This is a genomic window from Burkholderia pseudomultivorans (assembly GCF_001718415.1).
GTDB classification, from domain to species: Bacteria; Pseudomonadota; Gammaproteobacteria; order Burkholderiales; family Burkholderiaceae; genus Burkholderia; species Burkholderia pseudomultivorans_A.
This window is the reverse complement of the sequence record NZ_CP013377.1, coordinates 870,525-892,264: the sequence shown is the minus strand read 5'-3', so window position 1 is coordinate 892,264 and position 21,740 is coordinate 870,525. Positions and strand designations below refer to the sequence as shown.

16 protein-coding genes are annotated in these 21,740 nt (G+C 59.0%); 8 read left to right on the top strand and 8 right to left on the bottom strand.

Annotated features, from left to right (window positions below; translation table 11 throughout):
* Window positions 1–44 precede the first annotated feature (44 nt).
* Entirely contained in the window at window positions 45–509 is a 465-nt protein-coding gene (locus tag WS57_RS03725) for a 3'-5' exoribonuclease (RefSeq protein ID WP_059468335.1), read from the top strand.
* Between the two features lie 179 nt (window positions 510–688).
* Here the strand turns inward: WS57_RS03725 and WS57_RS03720 are convergent, their stop codons facing one another.
* From WS57_RS03720 to WS57_RS03710, 4 genes are all read right to left on the bottom strand, one after another.
* The gene (locus WS57_RS03720; RefSeq protein ID WP_059468334.1) at window positions 689–2,386 is read right to left on the bottom strand and encodes a phage integrase family protein; all 1,698 of its coding nucleotides are present in this window, start codon (window positions 2,384–2,386) and stop codon (window positions 689–691) included.
* Between the two features lie 394 nt (window positions 2,387–2,780).
* A complete protein-coding gene (locus WS57_RS38165) occupies window positions 2,781–2,912 on the bottom strand; it encodes a hypothetical protein (protein WP_257785788.1) in 132 nt (43 codons plus the stop codon).
* Between the two features lie 229 nt (window positions 2,913–3,141).
* Entirely contained in the window at window positions 3,142–4,518 is a 1,377-nt protein-coding gene (locus WS57_RS03715) for an SIR2 family protein (RefSeq protein WP_059468333.1), read from the bottom strand.
* A gap of 523 nt (window positions 4,519–5,041) precedes the next feature.
* Entirely contained in the window at window positions 5,042–5,599 is a 558-nt protein-coding gene (locus WS57_RS03710) for a TetR/AcrR family transcriptional regulator (protein WP_059468332.1), read from the bottom strand.
* A 165-nt stretch (window positions 5,600–5,764) separates the two neighbouring features.
* Between WS57_RS03710 and WS57_RS03705 the strand changes: the two genes are divergently transcribed.
* The 5 genes from WS57_RS03705 (at window position 5,765) to WS57_RS03685 (ending at window position 14,574) form a co-directional block, all read left to right on the top strand.
* Entirely contained in the window at window positions 5,765–8,953 is a 3,189-nt protein-coding gene (locus tag WS57_RS03705) for a cytochrome P450 (RefSeq protein WP_059468331.1), read from the top strand.
* Window positions 8,954–9,503: 550 nt separating this feature from the next.
* A complete protein-coding gene (locus WS57_RS03700) occupies window positions 9,504–10,379 on the top strand; it encodes a phytanoyl-CoA dioxygenase family protein (protein ID WP_059468330.1) in 876 nt (291 codons plus the stop codon).
* A 106-nt stretch (window positions 10,380–10,485) separates the two neighbouring features.
* Window positions 10,486–11,418, top strand: a complete 933-nt coding sequence (locus WS57_RS03695) for an SDR family NAD(P)-dependent oxidoreductase (protein ID WP_059468329.1) — start codon at window positions 10,486–10,488, stop codon at window positions 11,416–11,418.
* Window positions 11,419–11,511: 93 nt separating this feature from the next.
* Window positions 11,512–13,335 carry an acyl-CoA dehydrogenase gene (locus tag WS57_RS03690; RefSeq protein WP_059468328.1) on the top strand — a complete coding sequence of 608 codons (1,824 nt, stop codon included), beginning with the start codon at window positions 11,512–11,514 and terminating at the stop codon, window positions 13,333–13,335.
* Window positions 13,336–13,389: 54 nt separating this feature from the next.
* Complete coding sequence (locus WS57_RS03685) at window positions 13,390–14,574, top strand: acetyl-CoA C-acyltransferase (protein ID WP_059468327.1); 1,185 nt, start codon at window positions 13,390–13,392, stop codon at window positions 14,572–14,574.
* Window positions 14,575–15,019: 445 nt separating this feature from the next.
* Here the strand turns inward: WS57_RS03685 and WS57_RS03680 are convergent, their stop codons facing one another.
* The 4 genes from WS57_RS03680 to WS57_RS03665 form a co-directional block, all read right to left on the bottom strand.
* Window positions 15,020–15,709, bottom strand: coding sequence for a hypothetical protein (locus WS57_RS03680; protein WP_059468326.1), 690 nt, complete (start codon window positions 15,707–15,709; stop codon window positions 15,020–15,022).
* Between the two features lie 187 nt (window positions 15,710–15,896).
* A complete protein-coding gene (locus tag WS57_RS03675; RefSeq protein WP_059468325.1) occupies window positions 15,897–17,045 on the bottom strand; it encodes an MFS transporter in 1,149 nt (382 codons plus the stop codon).
* Window positions 17,046–17,482: 437 nt separating this feature from the next.
* Entirely contained in the window at window positions 17,483–18,361 is an 879-nt protein-coding gene (locus WS57_RS03670; RefSeq protein ID WP_006498951.1) for a phytanoyl-CoA dioxygenase family protein, read from the bottom strand.
* Window positions 18,362–18,382: 21 nt separating this feature from the next.
* Window positions 18,383–19,240: an NAD(P)-dependent oxidoreductase gene (locus WS57_RS03665; protein WP_081051666.1), complete on the bottom strand. Its 858-nt coding sequence runs from the start codon at window positions 19,238–19,240 to the stop codon at window positions 18,383–18,385.
* A gap of 674 nt (window positions 19,241–19,914) precedes the next feature.
* Here WS57_RS03665 and WS57_RS03660 point away from each other — a divergent pair.
* Entirely contained in the window at window positions 19,915–20,544 is a 630-nt protein-coding gene (locus WS57_RS03660) for a TetR/AcrR family transcriptional regulator (protein WP_034202087.1), read from the top strand.
* Window positions 20,545–21,127: 583 nt separating this feature from the next.
* Complete coding sequence (locus WS57_RS03655; protein ID WP_034202086.1) at window positions 21,128–21,727, top strand: TetR/AcrR family transcriptional regulator; 600 nt, start codon at window positions 21,128–21,130, stop codon at window positions 21,725–21,727.
* Window positions 21,728–21,740: the final 13 nt, after the last annotated feature.

Here is a 21,740-nt window from a genome sequence, read left to right as displayed (position 1 = left end):
GCTAGCGTCTGCACACTGACGCCAGGCCAGTGGAGAAATTCGCGATGTCATTGCACCTCTTTGTGGACACCGAGTTCACGGATTTTCTGAACTGTGACCTCATCAGCATTGCACTCGTGGCCACAGACGGCCGTGAATTCTATGGGGAGCGGTCGGATTTCGATCGGGGAAGCTGCAGCGAATTTGTACGGGCAGCGATCCTGCCTCAGCTTGGACAGTACCCGGGCAGGGTGTTTACACGCGAGGGATTGCGTGCCGCATTGCTATCCTGGTTAGATCAGTTTGCCATCGAGAGCGAACCGCGAATGCTGTGTTTCGACTATGGCGGCGACTGGGAATTGATGGTCGATTTGCTCGGTGACGTACCGTCGGGCTGGCAGGCGTGCTATCTCGGTAGCGACACATTGGACCAGCAACAAATGGAGGTCTATTTCAACGAGCATGGTGGCCGGCATCACGCGCTGCATGATGCGCGTGCAAATTGTCACGCGGCGCGTCATCGAATCTAACGCCCCTCTCCCAAGGATGCTAGCGACTTCGATTGCGAGTTCAACCGTGGATGATCCAGCATCATGTCCCAGTCGGTTAGTGTTAAAGGCAACGGGCAAGACCAGCCCGGTCGCCTATGATTCCAAGGCGTCTCACGAACTAATCCCCCTCAGAGTCTGCGTCGGAATGCGCGAACAGACTACCGCTTGAAAGCCGCTGCGCTGAACGCCTGATCGAACTGGCGGGCCCGCTGCACCTCGTCACTATGCAGATAGGTTGATGTCGTCGAGATGGACGCGTGGCGCAGGTTATCGCGGACCATGAGCAACTCGGCCCCACGTGCCAGCGCGTGCGACGCGTGCGTGTGCCGCATCCAATGGGGGCTCGCGCGGCGCAACTTGTCGGCCGTCGCCGGGCGCTCGTCTTGGATCGCGTCGGCCACCAGCACGAAGAACCTGCGCAGCACACGCCAAAGCCGTGTACTTTCGATGCCGGCCCCGTCCTCGTCGAGGCTACCCACGAGCGGCGTCCCCGGATTCCAGCGACTCGGCGTGACCGGCAGCCCGCGCTGAATGAGATATTGGTCAAGCGCGGTCCGGGCGAGCGATGGTAACGCCACCTTGCCTAGCTTGCCGCCCTTGCCGAGCACATGCAGCCAGTGATCGCCGTGCTCGTCGCGACGGACGTCTCCGAGCGTTGCACTGACCAATTCGCTCGCGCGTAGACCGGTGGCATAGCCAAAGTCCAACAAGAACCGCAGACGCTGAGCGGCCGGTATGCTCCAGCCGTATGACCACTCGAGGCCGTCAGCGAGCGTGCGGATCAGCAGCCACTCGCCTTCCGAGAAGCCGCGGGACACATCCAATCCTGTACGCTGCGCTTGACTCTTGACCTTGACGCCAGCGAACGGATTCGCGAGCACGTAGCGCTGTTCGACCAGCCAGCGAAAAAGCGCCGACAGGACGTTCAGTGCGTATGCCGCTGAGCGCGCCGAGAGCGGACCGGTGAACGGCCGCCATTCGATACTGTGTCGTTGCCGAGACAGGCCGACCCAACGCTCGTGCGGCGTCGGCTTTCGCAAGAAGCCCCGGTAGGCAATCGCATCGTCAGTGTTGAGCGACGATAGCGCGCGGCCGCGCTCGACGATGGCCCAAAGGATCAGGCGTTCCGCCTCCTTACGATAGGCACGCTGGGTGGCGACCGATTCATGCAACGCTAGCCAGGACCGGATCGCCTCGTAGTCGTTCGACGCGTTCAACAGGCAGGCCGCCTGCGGTGCCCGGAAGTGGCCATGTGAGCCGTCGACCTCGTTTGGCACGCGCAGTTGCTCCCACGGCACGATATTGCCCGTCGGCGCCACGACAATCAGCGCCCGCGCGCGTTCGGTCAGCGCCGGATGGGCGGCGAAGAACGCCTCGATGCGGCGCGCGCTGGCAATGCCGAGTCCGGTGATGGCGGCCCACCAGCGCCGTCGCCGCGGAATCCGCACAGTCAGGTCGGCCAGGGTCCGGATGTCATGGGCCTGCAGCGCCGCGACGATGCGCGGCGGGAACCAGGCTTCGAGCGTATCGGTGATCACCGGGGTCGGCACGAGTAGATTGCGCAGCGTTTCAATCGCACGGGCTACCCCGTCGGCCGACGCTTTCGACGGGCGGTCGATGAAGACGGCAGCCAGGTCCTCGCGGTGACGTTGCACGGCGAACGCGACGAGTTGCCGGCGGATACGGCCGAGGATACCGCGCGACGACACACCGGCTTGCCGGCGGTCGCCCAGGTAGCGGGCAACGGCAGTCCGTGCGTCCAGGCCGGCGTACCAGCCGCGCAATGCGGCGAGTTCCGCTTCGTTCGGGAACTCAGGGCCCGTGCCGTCGACGGGAAGAGCCTCACGCGTTTTCATGATTGCCAGTTTAGAGCAAAAATGATGATGGACCGATAATAATATTTATCTGCCCGCCTATCGGGCCCGAACCCGACAATTTCCTTTCAGTCGTTTGATCATGTGTCAGATGGGCGGCGAGCCCATGCCCGCCGTGATGTATTGCTGCCGCAACTGCTTTCCCATCAGAGGACTTCTGTAAATCTCTGCGGCGGCCTGTTCCAGCAAGTGAAGCGTGCGGAGCGCAGTAGGCCGTTTGCCGGCGCATCTGAACTAGAGAAATGGTGCCGTGAAGTTATAGGAGACAGGCGACGTCGCGCCGGTCGATTCGCGTACAACGCGTCTGAGACGGATCGAGGGCAATCCAGAAATACCGCGACAGGACCCGTGTCTATCGCGGGCGTGAATTAGCGCCTCATCCCCCGCGCTTCTTCACCATTACGGCTCGGATATCCTTCTCACTGACCTTGCCCGTCTTGTCGCGCATCTCCTTCAGCGTTGCATTCGGCCCGAAACCCGGGATGGGGTTGCCCAGGTTTTTGTTCATCGTGTTGCCGTGCTTGAGATCGATTTTTCATCCTTGTCACGATGGCGACCATCAAGTCCTGGTTGTTTCATAGTAGCGCTCCTTGTGGCATTTACATGAGAACTGCTCTGCAACACCTGAAACCCCGATCTCGTACGGAGCATCGCGCACGAACTGCCAATGACGTCAGTCGACACCCCGAATGGCGCTCATACAGCCCATGCGCTCACCTGTATGCGGAACCTGCTGCCTATGCAGCCTTCGCCGCCTCCACTATGCAATCCTTCGCCAACTTATATGGCTCCCCGTTCAGCGCCGCTCTCAACAAGTCGACACATGCCTGCGAATACTTGTTCGTGCTGCTGGATTTCCCAGTGCGCATTGTGATGTGGTATGTGTTATCGGAAGACTTGAGGTCGAAGCCCGTCTGTTCCTCCACGAGCTCTATAAGGCGATGCGCAGCATTCCAGCCTTTAAATCCGAGTTGCTCGGCGACCTCGGTCAGCGTGAACGGAAAATGAAGGTTGACCTTCGCTGGGTCCCCGATTGCGGTAATGCCGAGCAATGTTGCAACACCGTCGCCCTGTTGTAGCTTGTGCTCAAGCGTCTGGAAGTCGATTTCCACCTTCTTTGTCGGCACGTCCTTGCGGACCAGGTCAACCGTGCGAGCGAGCAGTGACCGAAGTAACTTCATATTCACCTTCTCAAGCGCTCCACCGCTACTAAATGCCTCGTAGACCCACTCAAACGACGTCGCCGAGATGCTCTTAATCCGAATCTCTCGGTTCTCGCCGACGGCGAGCACCCTATCCCGCGCGGGATACGAGTTCTCGTCAATCGCAGGGTCCCATTCGAGGATGTAGATGTTCGGGATGAGTGCGAAATCTGCTCGAATCATGCGATCAACGTCGTACAGCACGCTACGGATGTTTGGGTCATTGGCCCCGTAGCCAATGAAGAGGAGTGGATGCTCTGCGAAGTAAGTCAGTAGCTTCGCACTCAGGTACTTCTTGTCCGTCTCGAATGCGTCGTAATCCTCTTGCGTCAGCACGAGCGAAAGGGGATCCGAAACCGAGCCGTGAATCTTGAAGATTTCGCCGATGGAGAGGTACGGCTGCTTCAGAATGGTTTGTCCGACGACTGCTTCGTACTGGGGAAAGAGCGGATCCAGCAACTCATCGTAATTCGTGGTTACGATAGCGTGCGGGTTAATCGCCTGCAGCGCCTTGAGCTCCGCCTTAAGACCAGGGTGCGCCGGCTTCAGGTTGTGAAGCATAGCGGCCGTCGCATGCTTCAGGAACACCTCCGTCGGGAACGCCTCATCGAAATATTCCGGCGGGAAGTTCGCGCGCCCTTCGCTCCACGCCCACTCTCGATACGCCTGCGCAAACATGCTCGCGATACGCGGCTGGTCCCGGAATTTCTGCTTGTAGTACGCGTACGGATGGTCTATTTTTGGACAATTCTCGGCCAGTTTCTTCAGGAGCTCGTCCCAGTTCGGCGCATCAGCGTACCGCCGCGAAAACCCGGACCCGATAAATAGAATCGGCTGGCAGCCTGCAAGTTTCAGCACGTTGGCAATATCTGCTTTTACCTCTTCCTGATACTGCGCGTAGTCCATGGGCATGGTGGTCTCTTATAATAATCGCGGCGTTCTTGATTGGTAGCTCGATATTCATATTTCCAATACCGCTACTATTTCGACCTCACGCGAATTCATCTGAATATTCCGTGTAGCACTCCATCATCTCACGCAACGCCCCGTCGATTTTCAAAAATTTTTGCCAGGCGCACCGTCAAACATCGAGATGTTGTGCCGATTTACATACCGGCAGGACGAAACCACAACATACGGTAAATTTATCCAATCCGCAATGCAGAAATCCAGTTGCAATCATCGCGTACCTTATCGCCCTCACGCGGTGGAGTTTTGGGCACGCCAAGGAAAGCTTACGGGCGCGCACGTTGCAAGCAGCAAGCCGCGTTGTGGTCAGGATCCGCACTCGCGGCGGGGCTATGGGCTGCATTTGCTGCAGCAAGCCCCCCCCCCGCATTTTTCATTCATTTCGTTGTATTCGACGTGACTTCGACTCGGCACTTGAACGCCACAAGCGGAACAATTTGACCGCGTCCCGTACCTCCACCTTCGACTAATTTGAGTCGCCCTGGGCGAACCCGGTAGTAAGACCGAAAGCGTCGAGGATCGTCACTGATGTGTTGGCCATTCGCTTCGCCATCGCCTCTGGATTCTGGCGCGCGGGACCCTGGCGAAGCCAGTGCACCGCCGTCCAGACCAAGCCACCGCCCAACACGGTCAGGCAATCCCCTTCCGCTTCCGTTCGGATTCCTTCATAGGGCGGGAGGATGCGACCTGCGACGAACGTAACGAGGTCATCGAAAAACGTCGATGTCGCTGCGTCGTTGAATACGGTCAGATAGAAAGATTCATGGGCCAGCAAATGCTGAAGGATCAGCGCCGTTTCCACTTCCATCGACTTGACAAACGCGACGTTCGACGGATTCAGCAGCTTGCCCTGCTCCTCGACGAACGTGAATGCACTCTCGAGCCTCGCCAACGCCGCCCGCTGAGCAGCAACCTGAAGGTCGGGAAAGTGCTGATAGAAGGTGGGACGAGCGATACCTGCACGCTGCACCAGTTGAGCAATGCTGAGCTTGCTCAGGGGCGCCTCGTCGAGCAGTTCCGTCACGGCACGGACGAGGGAATCGTAACTTCTCTGAAAGCGTGGATCGGCGGGATTAGGGCTTACATCAGGTGGCATAAAAAGCTCTGGACACGTCTTTTTGTCTATTTTACATTCGTTCAATAGATTGAGATGCGACGCCTCGACATGTCCTCGTGAAAGGTTATTGAAATGAAATCCTCCGCCCTCGTTCCGCAGCCGCCTCTGAAGCCCATCATCGGCCATCTGATGGAGGTCCTCGGGCCATCGCCGCTCGCAAAGATGATGGATCTCGCACGAACCTACGGGCCGGTCTACTGGTTCGAGGTATTCGGGCAAGGTTACTACGTTGTCAGCGGACAAGCACTCGTCGATGAGGTGTGCGACGAAAGCAGGTTTCAGAAATCTGTACACCAATCTCTGCTTGAACTGAGACCGGCCATCGGGGATGGCCTATTCACGGCATTCAGCGACGAACCGAACTGGGCAAAAGCGCATCGTGTATTGATGCAGTCGTTTGGCCCACTCAGCATTTGGTCCATGTTCGACAAGATGGTCGACATCGCCGACCAGATGTTTCTCTATTGGGAACGATTCGGCCCGGAGACGGCTGTCGATGTCTCCGACCACATGACTCGCCTGACGCTCGACACGATCGCCTTATGTGCGTTCGACTGTCGCTTCAATAGCTTCTACCGTGAAGATCAGCATCCGTTCGTGGATGCGATGGTCAATACCCTCAGCGAGGCGGGAAAGCGCGAGTTGCGGCCGAAACTGGTGTCGAAGCTGATGCTCAACCGGAGTCGCAAGTTCGACGCGGACATCGAGCTCATGCGATCGCTCGCGACCAAAATGATCGAAGACAGGCGGAAGAACCCGCACGACAACGAAGAAGCGATGGACCTGCTGGACCGAATGCTGAACGGTGTCGATCCGGTGACGGGCGAGAAGCTCGATGACGAGAATATCGTCTTCCAGATGATTACGTTCCTCATCGCCGGGCATGAAACGACGAGCGGGCTCTTGTCCTTTGCCACCTATTTCCTCCTCAAGAACCCGGACGTTCTGCAACGAGCACGGGACATGGTCGACGAGGTCGTCGGCAACGACACGCCACGGATCGAGCATCTGGCGCGACTGCGCTACATCGAACAAATCCTGATGGAAACGTTGCGGATCTGGCCGACGGCTCCGGCTTTCGCCGTCACCCCACTCGCCGACACCACGTTCGGCGGGAAGTATCCCGTGTCTCCCAACGACATCATCATGATCCTGACGCCCATGTTGCATCGCGACGTAAGCGTCTGGGGCGAGGACGTCGAGGCGTTTCGTCCCGAGCGATTCGAACCGGAGAATGCGGAAAAACTTCCGCCGAATTCGTGGAAACCCTTCGGCAATGGCGCACGCGCATGTATCGGCCGACCGTTCGCAATGCAGGAAGCGCACCTCGTCCTGATCATGCTGCTTCAGCGATTCGATTTTTCCTTCGCCGATCCGAACTACGAGCTGCAAGTCGCCGAAACCCTTACGCTCAAGCCCACCGGCCTGCGTATCAACGTGCGGCCACGGGCGCGAGGTGTGCGCAAGGTATCGAACGACAACCTTCGCGTGCGTGCGAGCATCGAAACGCCGAACGTCGATCAGGCTCCGGCGGTCTCCGACAAGGACGCGTCGAAGATGCTGGTCCTGTTTGGCGGGAACACGGGTTCGTCGGAATCTTTCGCTCGCCGCATTGCAGGCGACGCCGGTCGCCACGGATTTCATGCCACCTGTGCTCCTCTGGACGCGTTCGCAGGAAAGATCGACGGATTTCCTGCGATCGTAGTCGTCACTGCTTCCTACGAAGGCCAGCCGCCCGACAATGCAATCGCATTTCTTCCCTATATCGAGGCGATGAGCGAAGGGGCACTGGACGGAGTCAAATTTTCTGTTCTTGGATGCGGCAACAAGCAGTGGGCAAGAACGTATCAGGCGATCCCCAAGCGCGTCGACGCAGCCTTCGAAAAAGCCGGCGCCACGCGCGTTCACGCCAGAGGCGAGCTGGATTCCGGTGGTGACTTCTTTGGCGAGTTTGATCGATGGTATGCCGGGTTCTGGAATCGCTTTGCAATCAGCTTCGGGAAGGACACGTCGGTTGCGCAAAGTAGCAATTCCGCACTCAACGTCAGCTTCCTGAATAACGTTCGCGAGAAATTGCTCAGCGTTGACGATATGACGCACGCGACGGTGATCGACAATAGAGAGCTCGTCGATATTAGTGTGCCGGGAAGCCGGTCGAAGAAGCACATGGAACTGAAGTTACCGGAGACGATGACCTATCGCTCCGGCGACTACCTGGCCGTTCTGCCTCGCAATTCCAAACGGAACGTCGATCGCGTCTTGCGCCGGTTTCGCCTGAGCTGGGACACGCAAGTGGTCATCGACGGGACATCGAGCAATCCGCGCCTTCCGCTCGGCCAGGCAATCAGTTGCGGCGAGCTGCTTTCGAGCTACGTTGAACTTGCCGTTCCGGCCACTCGATCGCAAGTCTCCATCCTTGCCGCGGCCACTCGCTGTCCGCCCGAGAAGGTCGAGCTCGAGCGCCTGAGCACCGGCGACTTCGAATACGAGATTCTGGAAAAACGAACCACCGTCATGGATCTGCTCGAACGCTTCGGCTCCGTCGATTTGTCGTTCGACAAGTTCCTCGACATGCTCCCCGCGTTGAAAGCACGCCAGTACTCGATCTCGTCGTCTCCACTCTGGAAAGCAGATCACGTGACACTGACGGTCGCCGTAGTCGATGCACCGGCACTCTCCGGCAACGGCCGTCACGAAGGGGTGGCGTCGTCGTATCTCGCGCGGCTCGACGCGGGTGACAGTGTGTCCGTTTCGGTCAGGCCGTCGAATGCACGCTTTCGTCCGCCAGTCGAATCGAACCTTCCGATGATCTTGATTTGCGCGGGTTCCGGTATTGCCCCGTTCCGCGGCTTTCTGCAAGAGCGTGCAATACAGAAACAGCGGGGAGAAAACGTCGGCCCGTCGTTGCTTTTCTTCGGAATCGATGACCCCGACGTCGACTTTCTCTATCGCGATGAGCTCGAAGAGTGGGCGAACTTGGGGGTGGTCGAAGTGATGCCCGCCTATTCCAACCGCCCGGAGGAAGGCGCTCGCTTCGTCCAGGACAAAGTATGGCTCGAGCGGGAAAAAATCGCCGCGCTGTTTGCGCAAGGCGCCACCGTTTATGTATGCGGGGATGGCAAGAACATGGCGCCCGCCGTACGTGCCACGCTCGGTCGGATTTACCAGGACTCAACCGGCGCGAATGATGAAAGCGCTCACGCGTGGATCGACACGATGGAGCGCGAGCATGGCAGGTATGTTGCCGATGTGTTCGCATGACGGTGACGACGGTCATGCAGATTGCAATTTGTTGAGAAGAGCAATCGCGCATTTGAACGACCTCACTACCGCTCTCCCGCACTCGAGCGACTAGCTTCTCGATTCCGGCCGGCACTGTTTGCCGTCGCCTCCTCCCATCGGGCTCCGGTCGATCTTTGACCGGGGCCGGATGAGAAATTTTGTCTTTCCATTCGAAACGACACCGCCACACGCCCAACATCCGTCACCGGATCCGCACGCTGCTTCACGTTCAGCGAACAACTCATTTCCCACGTACACGCTGGCGCTGCTCGATATCACTCAATGAAAAATCATTCGGAAAGCGAACGGGTTAACCATGATCGACCCTGGATGCGCACAGTGATAATTTTCAAGTCATGTGACTTGATCGTTTGATCATATTTCCGGGAACACACCGCATCACCGGATACTCCCCGACCAGATTCCACGTGTGTCATGTCCGGCATCGAGCCGTAGCCTTCGAGTTCTCGAAACATGGGTGTGACGAGCATGCACTCCGTTACCTATCGCGTACCGCCTCGAGGAACGAATGAGCAAAAATATTCTGAACAATCTGAACTCTCTCCCCATCGTCCCAAAGACGACTAGTGCCCAAGAGATCGTATCGCTGATGAATCAGTACGGCGGAGTTCGAATCAAGGCTTACCTGTCGCAAGAACAGGTCGCGAACATCAATCGCGAGGTCGATGGTCCGCTCGAGAGGCTTCGCGAAGGATCGTCACACGAAAATGAGTTGATCAAGGAATTCCACGGCGCGCATACAAAGCGCCTGACGAACATGATCACGCACAGCAAGACCTTTGGCAGCGTACTCGACGACGATCTCTTTCATGCACTCGGGGAGGTGCTATACCGAGAAGAGTCCGGCGACTGGTGGCTGTCGACCGCCCAGGTGATCGACATCGGCCCCGGGAACACCGCACAAATGCTGCATCGCGATGTCGGTAACTTCCCGCCTCTGTGCGCGCTCGGAGTCAACGGTCCCACGGTGTTTACCAACCTGATGATCGCCCTTACGCGCTTCACCGAGGAAAACGGCGCCACCCGAATTATTCCGGGGAGCCAAAACTGGGACGAGGACTACTTCAACAGCAAGGGCACGCCCGAAATGACCATCGCCGCCGAGATGGATGCCGGCGACGCTTTGTTGTTTAGCGGGAAGGTGATCCATGGCGGCGGTGCGAACGTGACGAAAAACGAGCGTCGACGCGGGCTCACGCTGCCGATGCAGCCGTCCTACCTGACCCCGGAGGAAGCGTATCCGTTCATCGTGGATATGGACATCGTGAGAGGCCTGTCGAAACGTGTCCAGCGAATCATCGGCTTCCGTTCTCAATATCCGGCTGGAACGCCGGGCCTGTGGCAAGTCGACTACGACGATATTGCAACGCACCTCGGCCTGTGAGCCACCAGCAGAAAACTTGCATCGGCGTGAGATCCAGCCATGCCGCTCCGGATTCCTCCACGCACATTCGCAAGCCACTACACAATCACCATCAACGAGACAACCCATGAAGATTGATCTGACGAACCGTGTTGCGATCGTGACCGGCGCCGGTGCAGGCCTCGGCCGCGAGCATGCACTGCTGCTTGCCCGACTGGGGGCAAAGGTCGTGGTCAACGACCTGGGCAGCGACGTGAACGGCAACGGCGGCTCTGCCACGGCCGCACAGCGGGTCGTCGACGAAATCGTCGCAGCCGGCGGTGAGGCCGTCGCGAACAGCGCATCGGTTACCGATTTCGAACAGGTCCAGTGCATGGTCGACCAAGCACTTTCGCAATGGGGCCGGGTCGACATCCTGGTGAACAATGCCGGCATCCTGCGCGACAAGAGCTTCAGCAAGATGACGCTCGACGACTTTCGTGCGGTGATCGAAGTGCACCTGATGGGTGCGGTCAATTGTTCAAAGGCCGTGTGGGAAACCATGCGGGAGCAACGGTATGGCCGCATCGTGATGACGACGTCGTCGTCCGGCTTGTACGGCAATTTCGGGCAATCGAACTACGGCGCCGCAAAGATGGCGCTCGTAGGCCTGATGCAGACACTGGCCATCGAAGGCGAGCGATACGACATTCGCGTGAACTGCCTTGCGCCAACGGCCGGGACACGCATGCTCGAAGGCCTGATGTCGGCGGACACTCTCGACACGCTGTCGCCTGCGTCGGTCAGCCCTGCGGTAGCGGTACTTGCCGCCGAAGACGCACCGAGTCGGATGATCTTGTGCGCGGGCGCAGGCAGCTTCGAGGCCGCACATATCACGCTGACACCCGGCATCCATCTCGGAACTGGCGACCAGATCGTTCACCAGCTCGCCCAGCGCCTTGACGAGGTCACGAGCCGGAACGGCGAGACTGTTCCTTCGTCCGGAGCGGCCCAGGGCGATCTCGAACTCACCAAGGCCCGCGTCACCTCGGCGAATGCACAGGAGCATTCGGCTGCATGACAAATCCCGGACAGCGCTCCGCAGCGGATCCCTCAGTTTATTGAAGAGATCCGGACGATTACGAAAGCAGCAGAAGCCAACTTACTCTATTCCATGACTAGCGAACTCACCCTCTCCCGTCGCGACGTGGAGTTCATTCTTTTCGACTGGCTGCAGGTCGAGTCTCTCGCTCGCCGGCAACGATATGCCGGGCAAGACCGAATCGACTACACATCCGTGCTCGATGTCTACGAATCGCTCGCCACGGATCTCTTCAAGCCGCATAACAAGAAGAACGACAGCAACGAACCCGCATTCGACGGAGAGCGCGTCACCATCAATCCGGAAGTCGGAATCGCCCTGCGCGCATTTTCGGACGCCGGCCTGATCAGCGCATCGTTCCCCGCCGAATGGAACGGCATGTGTCTGCCGAGCACCGTGGAGCGAGCCGGCATGGCTTATTTGCTTGCCGCCAATCCCGGCACCGCGGGCTATGCGTTTCTCACCATCGCCAATGCCAATCTGCTCATGGCCCACGGCGAACGGGAGCGCGTGGAGCATTACGTCAAGGCGATGTCGGAAGGCCGATGCTTCGGCACGATGTGCCTGTCCGAGCCGCAAGCCGGGTCGAGCCTGGCCGATATCCGCACGCGTGCGGTCCCGAGCAAGGACGGCCGCTACCGCCTGTTCGGCAACAAGATGTGGATTTCGGGCGGCGATCACGAGATTGCCGAGAATATCGTCCATCTGGTGCTGGCGAAGATTCCCGACGAGAACGGCCAGCTTCCGCCGGGAATCCAGGGCATCTCGCTCTTCACGGTTCCGCGCAAGTTGATCGGCCCCGACGGCCTGCCGGGCCCGCGAAACGATGTCGCGCTGGCGGGCATCAATCACAAGATGGGGTATCGCGGCACCGTGAACTGCCTGCTCAATTTCGGCGAGGGGCGCTACCGCCCTGAGGGCGAGGCCGGCGCAATCGGCGAGATCGTCGGCGAGCCCGGAAAAGGGCTGGCCTACATGTTCCACATGATGAACGAGGCACGTATCTCGGTCGGCCTCAGCGCGGCCTCGATCGGATACACGGGCTACCTGCACGCGCTCGATTACGCAAAGACCCGCACGCAGGGCCGGCCACGCGGCGACCGGTCGCCCACATCCGGGCAGATTCCCATCATCGGCCATGCCGACGTCCGGCGCATGTTGCTGGCGCAGAAGGCCTATGTCTCCGGCGCGCTGGCGTTGTGTCTGTACGCGGCCCGTCTGAGCGACGATATCCATTCTCTGGAAGACGCCGACGGCCGGGATGAAGCACATTGCCTGCTTGATCTGCTCACGCCCGTTGTCAAGAGCTGGCCATCGCAATGGGGCCTGGTCGCCAACGATCTCGCCATTCAGGTTCACGGCGGGTATGGGTACACGCGCGAATACAACGTCGAGCAGTTCTATCGCGACAACCGACTCAATCCGATACACGAAGGCACGTTCGGCATTCAGGCGCTCGACCTGCTGGGTCGAAAAACACGTTCAAACGGCGGTGTCGCCATGGCGACTCTCGACAGGAGAATCGCCGCAACGGTATCCAGGGTGCGGTCGACTCCGTCGCTCCAGCGTCACGCCAGCACGCTCGAAAGCGCGTGGGAGCACATCCGCGTCGTCACCGATACGTTGCACAAGCTCGACGACCCCGATGTCCAGTTGGCGAATGCGGCTGCCTATCTCGAAGCATTCGGGCATGTAGTGGTCGGCTGGCTTTGGCTCGATCAAGCAATTGTGGCCGGCACGCTCCAGAACGGCCCGACGGGAACCGACTTTCATCGCGGCAAACTCGCCGCGTGCGACTACTTCTTCGGATGGGAAATGCCCAAGGTGACCGCGTGGCTCGCCGTTCTCGATCCGGTGGAGACGACCCCGCTCACCATGCCCGAACACTGGTTCTAACCCGGACTCAACGTCTCTATTTCACCTCCATCTCCTCATCAATAAGGATGCCGTATGATTGATGCCGTCATCGTTTCCACCGCACGTACGCCCATCGGAAAGGCATATCGCGGTGCATTCAACCTCACGCACTCGCCTACCCTGCTCGGGCACGCAATCCGGCACGCGGTCCTGCGTGCCGGCATCGAGCCGGATCGCATCGAGGACGCCGTGATCGGTTCGGTACTCAACGCCGGGACCGCCGGCGGCAATATCGCCCGACACGGCGTGCTGGCAGCCGGATTGCCTGCCAGCGTCGCTGCGCAAACACTCGACCGGCAATGTGCGTCTGGCCTGATGGCGATCGCGACGGCTGCCAAGCAGATTATGTGCGACGGGATGCAGGTTGTTGTGGCGGGTGGCCAGGAAAACATCTCTGCGGTACAAACGCGCTACTTCGAGTGGACCCGCGCCGACGAGGACCCCAATGTGCTGGCCGCGCAACCCGCGGCCTACATGCCAATGCTCGAGACCGCCGAGTTCGTTTCCCGCAAGTACGGGATCTCTCGGGACGTCCAGGATCAGTACGCACTCGATTCCCAGCTCCGCACTGCCGCCGCACAGGCCGCCGGCCGCTTCTCGAGCGAAATCGTTCCGATCACGACACAGAAGCTGGTCGTCGACAAAACGACCGGCACGACGTCGAGGCATGAGGTCACGCTCACGCAGGACGAGGGAAATCGTCCCGGCACGACGCTCGAATCGCTGGCCACGCTCGCACCGGTAATCGACGGCGGCGTTGTGACGGCGGGTAACGCGAGCCAGCTTTCGGACGGTGCAAGCGCCTGCGTCCTGATGAACGGAAAAACCGCCGAGCAGATCGGGGCCACCCCTCTCGGTATCTATCGAGGCATGACCGTCGTCGGCAATGCGCCGGAGGAGATGGGCATCGGTCCCATCTACGCGATCCCCAAGCTTCTGGAGCTTCATGGCCTCAAAACTGACGATATCGGCTTATGGGAGCTCAATGAGGCGTTTGCCTGCCAGGCGCTGTACTGCCGTGAGAAGCTGGGAATTGATCCCGCGCGATACAACGTCAACGGCGGCAGCATTTCTATCGGCCATCCGTACGGGATGACCGGCGCGCGCATGGTCGGCCATGCCCTGATCGAAGGCAAAAGACGCGGTGCACGCTACGTCGTTGTTTCGATGTGTGTAGGCGGCGGAATGGGTGCGGCCGGCTTGTTCGAAGTCGCTTGAATCAATGCGTCTCATCCCGGGAACACGAACATGGCGTTGCGTTCCCGGGATGTTCGCAAAAAATGGCTTTCAAATTCAGCTCATCAAACACGGAGGCTGGTCATGGTGAAGCGCTTATTCATCGCAATCTCGCTTATCGCCGGGATATTTTTCGTATTGAGCCCGGGATTCATGGTTCTGTACCATATCGAGCATTACGACTCGACCCAATAAGGTTGGCCCGCAGGACATGTGCCTTCCGTCTTGTGCGTTTCGAACCCGAAGCCCTTCGACTCCGGGACGCCCCGGCCGGCAAACAGCCGGAGTCCCGCTCACTGTCCCACCATCACCGTGACGTCGGGCAACATCGCCCGGCATCACGTAGATCGAACTCGGCTCGCGACGTTCCTTCGCCTCTCCCTTTCCATTGCATAAGTGAATCAAGGCGTTTCGTCGGGCACGACAACTAGTTTGGATGTCGACGCATGGCACCAACAGCATAGCGTCGATTGAGCTTTATTTCATCCTCCTGGGCGCGCTCCAAAGCACAATAGGCGAAATACAGTGAGACGGACATGTACGACCAGGAGAACATGGCGAGTGTGTAGAAAATCATGTGGTCGCTATCTCCGGGTATGTGGTAGAAGTCGTAGATACTCGCGATGATCTGCGTGGATACCAGTGCCAGTGTCACGCTCGCAGCGTTCCGGTTCTCTCCCGCGTCTATCAACTTCTTGATGACGTAGACGAGGTAGAGCGAGAACAAGGACCACATCACCAGATAGAAATACGGCTTGGGTCCGATCATGAAATCCGCTGCCCACAAAACAACGGTTCCCGCCAGTGCGCCCACCACATACATCACGTCACCTAAAATCGATGGCTTGTATCGGTGCGTGACAGCCATCATCGCGGCAATGGTGATGACCGGCACACCGAATCCTCTGGAAAACGCGTCGCAAAAAATAGAAACTTCAAAAAAGGCGGGATTCCCAGTCAAAGCATTGATCATCAAATTCGTTGCGGAGAACGTCACGACCAGCGACTCGAACCCGAGCAGACCATTTCGCTTAACGAGATACTTCACTCCACATATCAGCGAAGTCACTATCAAGGTGAGATCGGCAAGACAATAAAGGTAAAATTTGATTTCCATGAAGAGATCCAGTGATAGTCGAGAATTTCATTAGTGCTTGAGCTCAACCGCGTTCGCGCCATTCCCTGCATCGCCTGCCGGCGCGAAATGGTCCGACCGATACCGGACGGTTCCGCACTGCCGTGTCAGGCAGCAGCCCCGCCGCGTGGTGCGGTCGCAGCGCCTGTCGATGGCTCCGCCTCACGCGTCACGCGACAGCAGCTTCGGAATGTCTCGACTTGAACTGTCGGATCGCAACGCTGGTCAGCAGAATCGGCACCACCAGCAACCCGACGGAAAGCCAGCCAACCGCGCGCAAACCGGCCACACTGAACACCGTTCCGGCAATCGCGGGGCCGACTGCCAGGCCCAAATTGATTGCCGACGCACAGGTCGCGGTGCTTCTGCCGCTGGAATCCATTTTTGAGAGCGCCGCCACCATATACGGCGCAACCAGCGTCGCACCGGCGCTGATCAGGGCCGTCGACACGAGAAACGCCCATTTACCGCCCACGCAATACATGCCCAGGCTGCATGCGATCAACACGATGAGCCCAAACACGATCGGCTTGAACAATCCGCAACGATCACCCAACCAGGAAACCGCTACGCCCACCGGCAATTGAGCGGCGGCATTGATCATGAACAGAATGCCCAGTTGCTGCGCCTCGACGCCACGGGTTGCCGCGACCTCCGCGGCGAACCCCATGAGGGCTGTCTGCGAAACGTAGATGAAGAATGCGCTGACCAGAATCCCGCGGACGTCGCTGGATCTGATCGCATCCTTCGCGACGCCTTCCTCGCTGGCGTTGACGGCGGGATGCATGAACGCGCCGAAAAACAGGGCTGCCACGACAATGGCGAGCTGGACGGCATCCACGCCGATGCTCCCCACCTTCGCATTCACGACCGGCACGACATACATCGCGACAGAAAATATGACGGCCATCGCCACAGCGACTTGAGCCGCGACCTTCTCCGGGTGCTTGACGTGCGCAATAACACCGTACGCACACACGCAACTCACACCCAAGGCGACGCCGAGAACCAGCCTGGCGGCGACAAATACATAGAAATTGTTCGAAAACATCGCGCAAGTTGACAAAACGGCAAGCGCCGCCGCAATCAGTGCGCCCGCTCTCTTGTTCAACGTCGCCATGCGCCGTCCAAAAATGACGATAGAAAGCGAAAGACAGAGAAGCACCGCGGACGCGAGCCATCCAGCGCTGCTTTCGGATAGTCCGAACCGGGCCATCGATTCCTCGATGTTGAACGGAAGCAGATAGGTTGGGGTCCATACCACGGCCCCCGTGTAAAGCAGGGCGATTTTACGGATCCCCTTGATTTCGTAACTCACGATGCGCTCCTTGCCGTTTGCACGAATGCGAGAGCGCGTCGAAGGATCTCGAACGCCCTGCTGCTCACACCCACACGTGGACTGTTTCGAAGATGGCTTCCACCGACCGATAAATCGCGATATCGAGCTCGTTCGCGCTTCGCCGACCGCCATATCGACGGCCAAGGCAATTCTCGAAACGGGTCAAACTCGATATCTACGAGGCAACAGGTAGCAGGACGTGCCCACCAGGCAGCATCCTGAATATGCAAGACCGGCAGCTCCAGCAGGTTTTAAGCGACGATTCGCTTGCGCTGAAGCCCCGATTTCGCCCCACCTACGCGCATCGCGCCGGCCCGCTCGCACATGATGCCGACCGACTACGATGCCTTCTGCGATGGGAACCGCCCAATTTCTACAGGGAAAAAGTGCGGTAATTCCAACGCTCATCAGGTCCGTCAGTCGAAGTGACCGACCTCGAGGAAATCCTTCATTTTCAGCAGATCGTTCGGGTCTGACATTTGTCCGTTACGCTCGACGAAGCCGGCAAACGTGGTGCCGTAGGTCCAGCCGAGCAATCGCTGCAGTTCCTCCGGAAAGCGCTTCACACGTTCGATCGGCAACGTGAGGTATTGGTTTTCTTCCTGACGGAGGATCGCCAGGTCATACGACATCGTCAGGCCCGTTCTCGGCGCATCGCTGACGTTCTTCCCGCCGCCGTGATAGGTCGAGCCGATGAAGAAAAGGGCATCGCCGGCGGACATCACCGCGGAAACCGCTTCCTCCTGCTTGGGCATGCGCTCGTCGTCCCACTTGTGACTGCCGGGAATGACGAGTGTGGCGCCGTTTTCCTCGGTGAAGTCCGATACCGCCACCATGACCTGGAACCGGGCTTCGCGACCGTAGTTCGGGTGTCGCCAGAGCCAGACAGAATCGTCGCGATGCAAGGGCTGCAGGCCTTGACCCGGTCGAATCTGAATGGCCTGCGTCACGCCCACCTGAATATCGGGTGCAATATCGACCTGGTTTTCGCCGCTCCAGATCTTGATCGGCGTCTGCAGAATGCTGCGCGCGGCGCCCAGGTAGAGCGGATGCAAAGCGACCTCGGCCATCCAGTCGGTGCGTGCGAAGAGCCGCGAAACTCGCCGCGTCTGTGTACCCGCGAAGTATTCGTCTACGCCGTTCGGAGCAGATTCGAGCGTGTCGAAAAGTGTCCGCTGGATACGTGCGAGCAGGTCGGAACCGACAAAGTTCTTGACGATCGCACCGCCATCCTGGCGAACCGCATTCGCCAGGTCTTCAGGACTGCTATCACTTGAAAGGCGTTGCAACGACATGGTGTTTCCTCCAACAAGTTGTCAATGATTGAAAAGAGCAGCGTATCCGCGGTCACCATCGCCTTCCGCAATGGATGACAGGATTCGCTCGCGTAACGCCTTCAGGATTCGCGGCGGCAGCCCCGCGTCCTCCTGCGCCTGCTGGAACAGCGCGACTGCTCGCGCGTATACGTCCAGGTTAGCGCCCCGAGGTTGATAGTCGGAAGCCGCCACGGATTCGAACAGGCCTTCGATAAAGCGCGCCTGACCAGCGATATAAGTGGGAATCAAGCCACGAATCTCGTCGATCGACATGCCCGAATTCACGATGAACCGGAGACCTTCCAGGAAGGCTGCGCCAGCACCAAACACGAAGGTTCCCGTCAACCCGGCATCGAGCACGTTCGGTACATCGGGGCGTGCACCGACGTAGACGGATTGCGGCGCGATCTTTCTCACGAAGGGCTCGACTTCGTTCCAGACATTCACCTCGGCGCCAAAAAGGATGGTTGCGCTTTCTCTGCCGATATCGGGCGGAAAGCACTGGATGGTCCCGCTGATGAATTTCGCGCCGACGCGGCTCACGAGCCGATCCAGCGCCTGGACCTCGGATGGACGCCCCGTTGCCAGATTGACGATCGTTTTTCCTTGCAAGCCCTCGCCCAGTTCCTCGAAGTCGCTCGCGACGTCGGTCGGTGTCGCGGTCACGACGACGATGACATCCGCCTGCGCACAGGCATCCGTCACACTGTCGGCCACTCGGGCGCCGAGCTCGGACACACGTTGAGCCTTTCCTGAGCTCCTGTTCCAGACGACGACTTTCTCGCCATGCTCAATCAGAGAGACGGCGATCGCGGATCCCATCGCGCCCAGACCCAAGACAGCAATCAAGTTGCTCATTCGTACACCCTCTCGTGTCGTCTACCACGTTGCAGCAAGACAATCATCATTCACATCGATCAATACAGTCAAACGACTTGGTCGTATGACCATACAGCAAGACACGTACCAAGTATTCACGTGCTCGCGGTCCCTGCGTTGCGCTTGCATGACCTGCAGCGGCACACACGCCCCGGAGCCGCGCACTCGCCGCACCACGTAACGACTCAAGCCACGCTAGCGGTGCAGAGTGACTGACTTGATCAAATGACCATGTATCTACAGGCACGAGTCTTATGCGCCGAATTGACATTTGGAATACGGGGTTTCCACTAGCCGCGACATGAAAGCGCGGCCCCGAACTCACACGATCACGCCTGCCCCCCCCCCCCAAAGAGTGACCTGCATCTGCATCGACACCGGCTCGCAGCCGACCATCTGCGGGATGGAATCGCATGCCGACCGATTGCCGTGTGGCGCACCGCCCCGCTCCCCGGCATGCGGCACCAAGGTCACATCGGGCATGCGTCGGGGGCGTCACGTTTCCCACGCAGCGCCACGCACATCACATCCGTGCGCAGCAACGCCTTACGAGGCTCGCGGAATAGCGCTCATCGTCATGCTAATATCCAGCGATTCGACTACCCGGCGTGGGTAGCACCTTAGGACGAAGACATCAAACGGAGCACTGGCCTATGCAGAGAGTACGGGCTGAAGTCCGCCGCCAGGACCTCGTAGCGGCGACTGTCGCGGTTATTGCAGAGCACGGTGTAAAGGGCGCCACGACCCGTCGCATCGCCGAAGCTGCGGGTTGCCCGCTTGCTTCGCTGCACTACGTCTTTCACTCGAAGGACGAACTGTTGTTCGCGGTCTATGAGTCCTTGATCGACTTGATCCGCACGGATAGCCCGGAAGCGCCCGAGCATGGCACCCTGTCTGACCTCGCGGAATTCAATTTGCGCTCGGTGATGGCCTGGTTCGAAGCAAACCCGGCATACGCAAAAACCCAGTCGGAACTCTATACATGGGCACTGCGACATCAGCCCGAAGTGGCCGTGGGGGCCCTTCGTATCTCGTTGGAAGGCGCGCGTGGCTATCTTTCCGCCGCCGAGCCGCGTCCCAGTGCAAAAGCGCTGGATGCCGTCGCGCGGCTGACCGTTGTCCTGGTGGACGGGCTACTTTTTTCCTGGTTTGCTCAAGAAGACTCGAAACGCCTGGCGGCTGACGTCGACCATGCGAGCAAGATGCTGGCCGCCTATGCGGCAACGCTTTCGGACGCTGGTCCGCCCGCGAAGACCGCTCGCAAGTCAGCACGGAAGCCGTAAGCAGTTTCTGCCCCCTAGACACCGGGTTGCATCGGCCTCGCCGCGGCGAGGTTCGCATCACCTCTTTGCGAATGCCTGCTCGGCTCGTAACGCATCACGTTGATGGCTTCGTCGCGTGCGGTGCTACTCGGTGCGCATACCCTGTTCGAACGCCCGTTACGGAAACGCGACGCTCGCCCCTACCGCAACAAGCGCGACGCGGTAATCAGCACCTCAGAGAATCCACTGGCGCCACTTCCGGCATTCCAGTTCAATTCCCATGCGAGCGCGACTCACCAGACGCCCTCTGGGCCGACGTCACGCCCCTCGTCCCCACGGGTTTACCTCCATCGACATCAAATCTTCGGCTGCTTACTTTTCCGAAAGGTCAAGTGACCAAGTCAATCGAACACCTTTCTCGTCCATGACTCAACTTGGCAAGCGAGGCATCCGGGAAACCATTGGTCAGCGCTTCCATGGACAAACTTTCAAGAAGCCGACATAATTCACGACCGTTGTGGTCAATTGACCATGTAATGCGAATGAACGCTACACACCCACAAGACGTGAACGAACGAGGATTTTCGGGTACCGGAGTTTATCAATGACACGAGTTCGCGCTGCGATGCGGCGACAGGATTTTGTTGACGCTGCCGTGGAAGTCATCGCCGCGCATGGCGTCGCTGGCGCCACGACGAGACGCATCGCGCAAGCCGCATGCTGCCCTCTCGCGTCGCTCCATTATGTATTTCGGACTAAGGACGATCTGTTCGACGCAGTTTACGAATCCCTGTTCGATCTTCTCGCAACGGACATTCCAGCTCATGGTGAATTTCACTCGCTGGGCGAACTCGCCGGATGGCAGTTGCGCGAGACCGTCGAATGGCTCGTACGGAATCCGTCGTACGCCCGCGCGCAGTCCGAGCTGATCCAGTGGGCGGAGCGTCATCGTCCGGATTTCGCGTTGAAAACCTACATTCAGACTGTCGAGCGAACGATCGCTTACTTCGGCAAGCATGTGCCCAAAGTGAGCTACGACATGCTCGAGCCTGTCGCACGAATGAGCATTATCCTGATCGATGGTTTGCTGAACAGTTGGCAGAACGAAACCGACCTCGACGGGCTCGAGGCCAATCTGGATAGTGCGAGCTCGGCGTTGGAGGCGTTTGCCGATTCGATCTCGAACTCGACCACACACGCTTGAGAATCGACGCAGT

Bases quoted from the DNA above. Each gene is read 5' to 3' on its own strand.
- WS57_RS03665 (WP_081051666.1), bottom strand. From the start codon at position 19,240: ATGAGCAACTTGATTGCTGTCTTGGGTCTGGGCGCGATGGGATCCGCG.
- WS57_RS03680 (WP_059468326.1), bottom strand. From the start codon at position 15,709: ATGGAAATCAAATTTTACCTTTATTGTCTTGCCGATCTCACCTTGATA.
- WS57_RS03705 (WP_059468331.1), top strand. From the start codon at position 5,765: ATGAAATCCTCCGCCCTCGTTCCGCAGCCGCCTCTGAAGCCCATCATC.
- WS57_RS03700 (WP_059468330.1), top strand. From the start codon at position 9,504: ATGAGCAAAAATATTCTGAACAATCTGAACTCTCTCCCCATCGTCCCA.
- WS57_RS03670 (WP_006498951.1), bottom strand. From the start codon at position 18,361: ATGTCGTTGCAACGCCTTTCAAGTGATAGCAGTCCTGAAGACCTGGCG.
- WS57_RS03685 (WP_059468327.1), top strand. From the start codon at position 13,390: ATGATTGATGCCGTCATCGTTTCCACCGCACGTACGCCCATCGGAAAG.
- WS57_RS03715 (WP_059468333.1), bottom strand. From the start codon at position 4,518: ATGCCCATGGACTACGCGCAGTATCAGGAAGAGGTAAAAGCAGATATT.
- WS57_RS03690 (WP_059468328.1), top strand. From the start codon at position 11,512: ATGACTAGCGAACTCACCCTCTCCCGTCGCGACGTGGAGTTCATTCTT.
- WS57_RS03695 (WP_059468329.1), top strand. From the start codon at position 10,486: ATGAAGATTGATCTGACGAACCGTGTTGCGATCGTGACCGGCGCCGGT.
- WS57_RS03660 (WP_034202087.1), top strand. From the start codon at position 19,915: ATGCAGAGAGTACGGGCTGAAGTCCGCCGCCAGGACCTCGTAGCGGCG.
- WS57_RS03720 (WP_059468334.1), bottom strand. From the start codon at position 2,386: ATGAAAACGCGTGAGGCTCTTCCCGTCGACGGCACGGGCCCTGAGTTC.
- WS57_RS03655 (WP_034202086.1), top strand. From the start codon at position 21,128: ATGACACGAGTTCGCGCTGCGATGCGGCGACAGGATTTTGTTGACGCT.
- WS57_RS38165 (WP_257785788.1), bottom strand. From the start codon at position 2,912: ATGAACAAAAACCTGGGCAACCCCATCCCGGGTTTCGGGCCGAATGCA.
- WS57_RS03725 (WP_059468335.1), top strand. From the start codon at position 45: ATGTCATTGCACCTCTTTGTGGACACCGAGTTCACGGATTTTCTGAAC.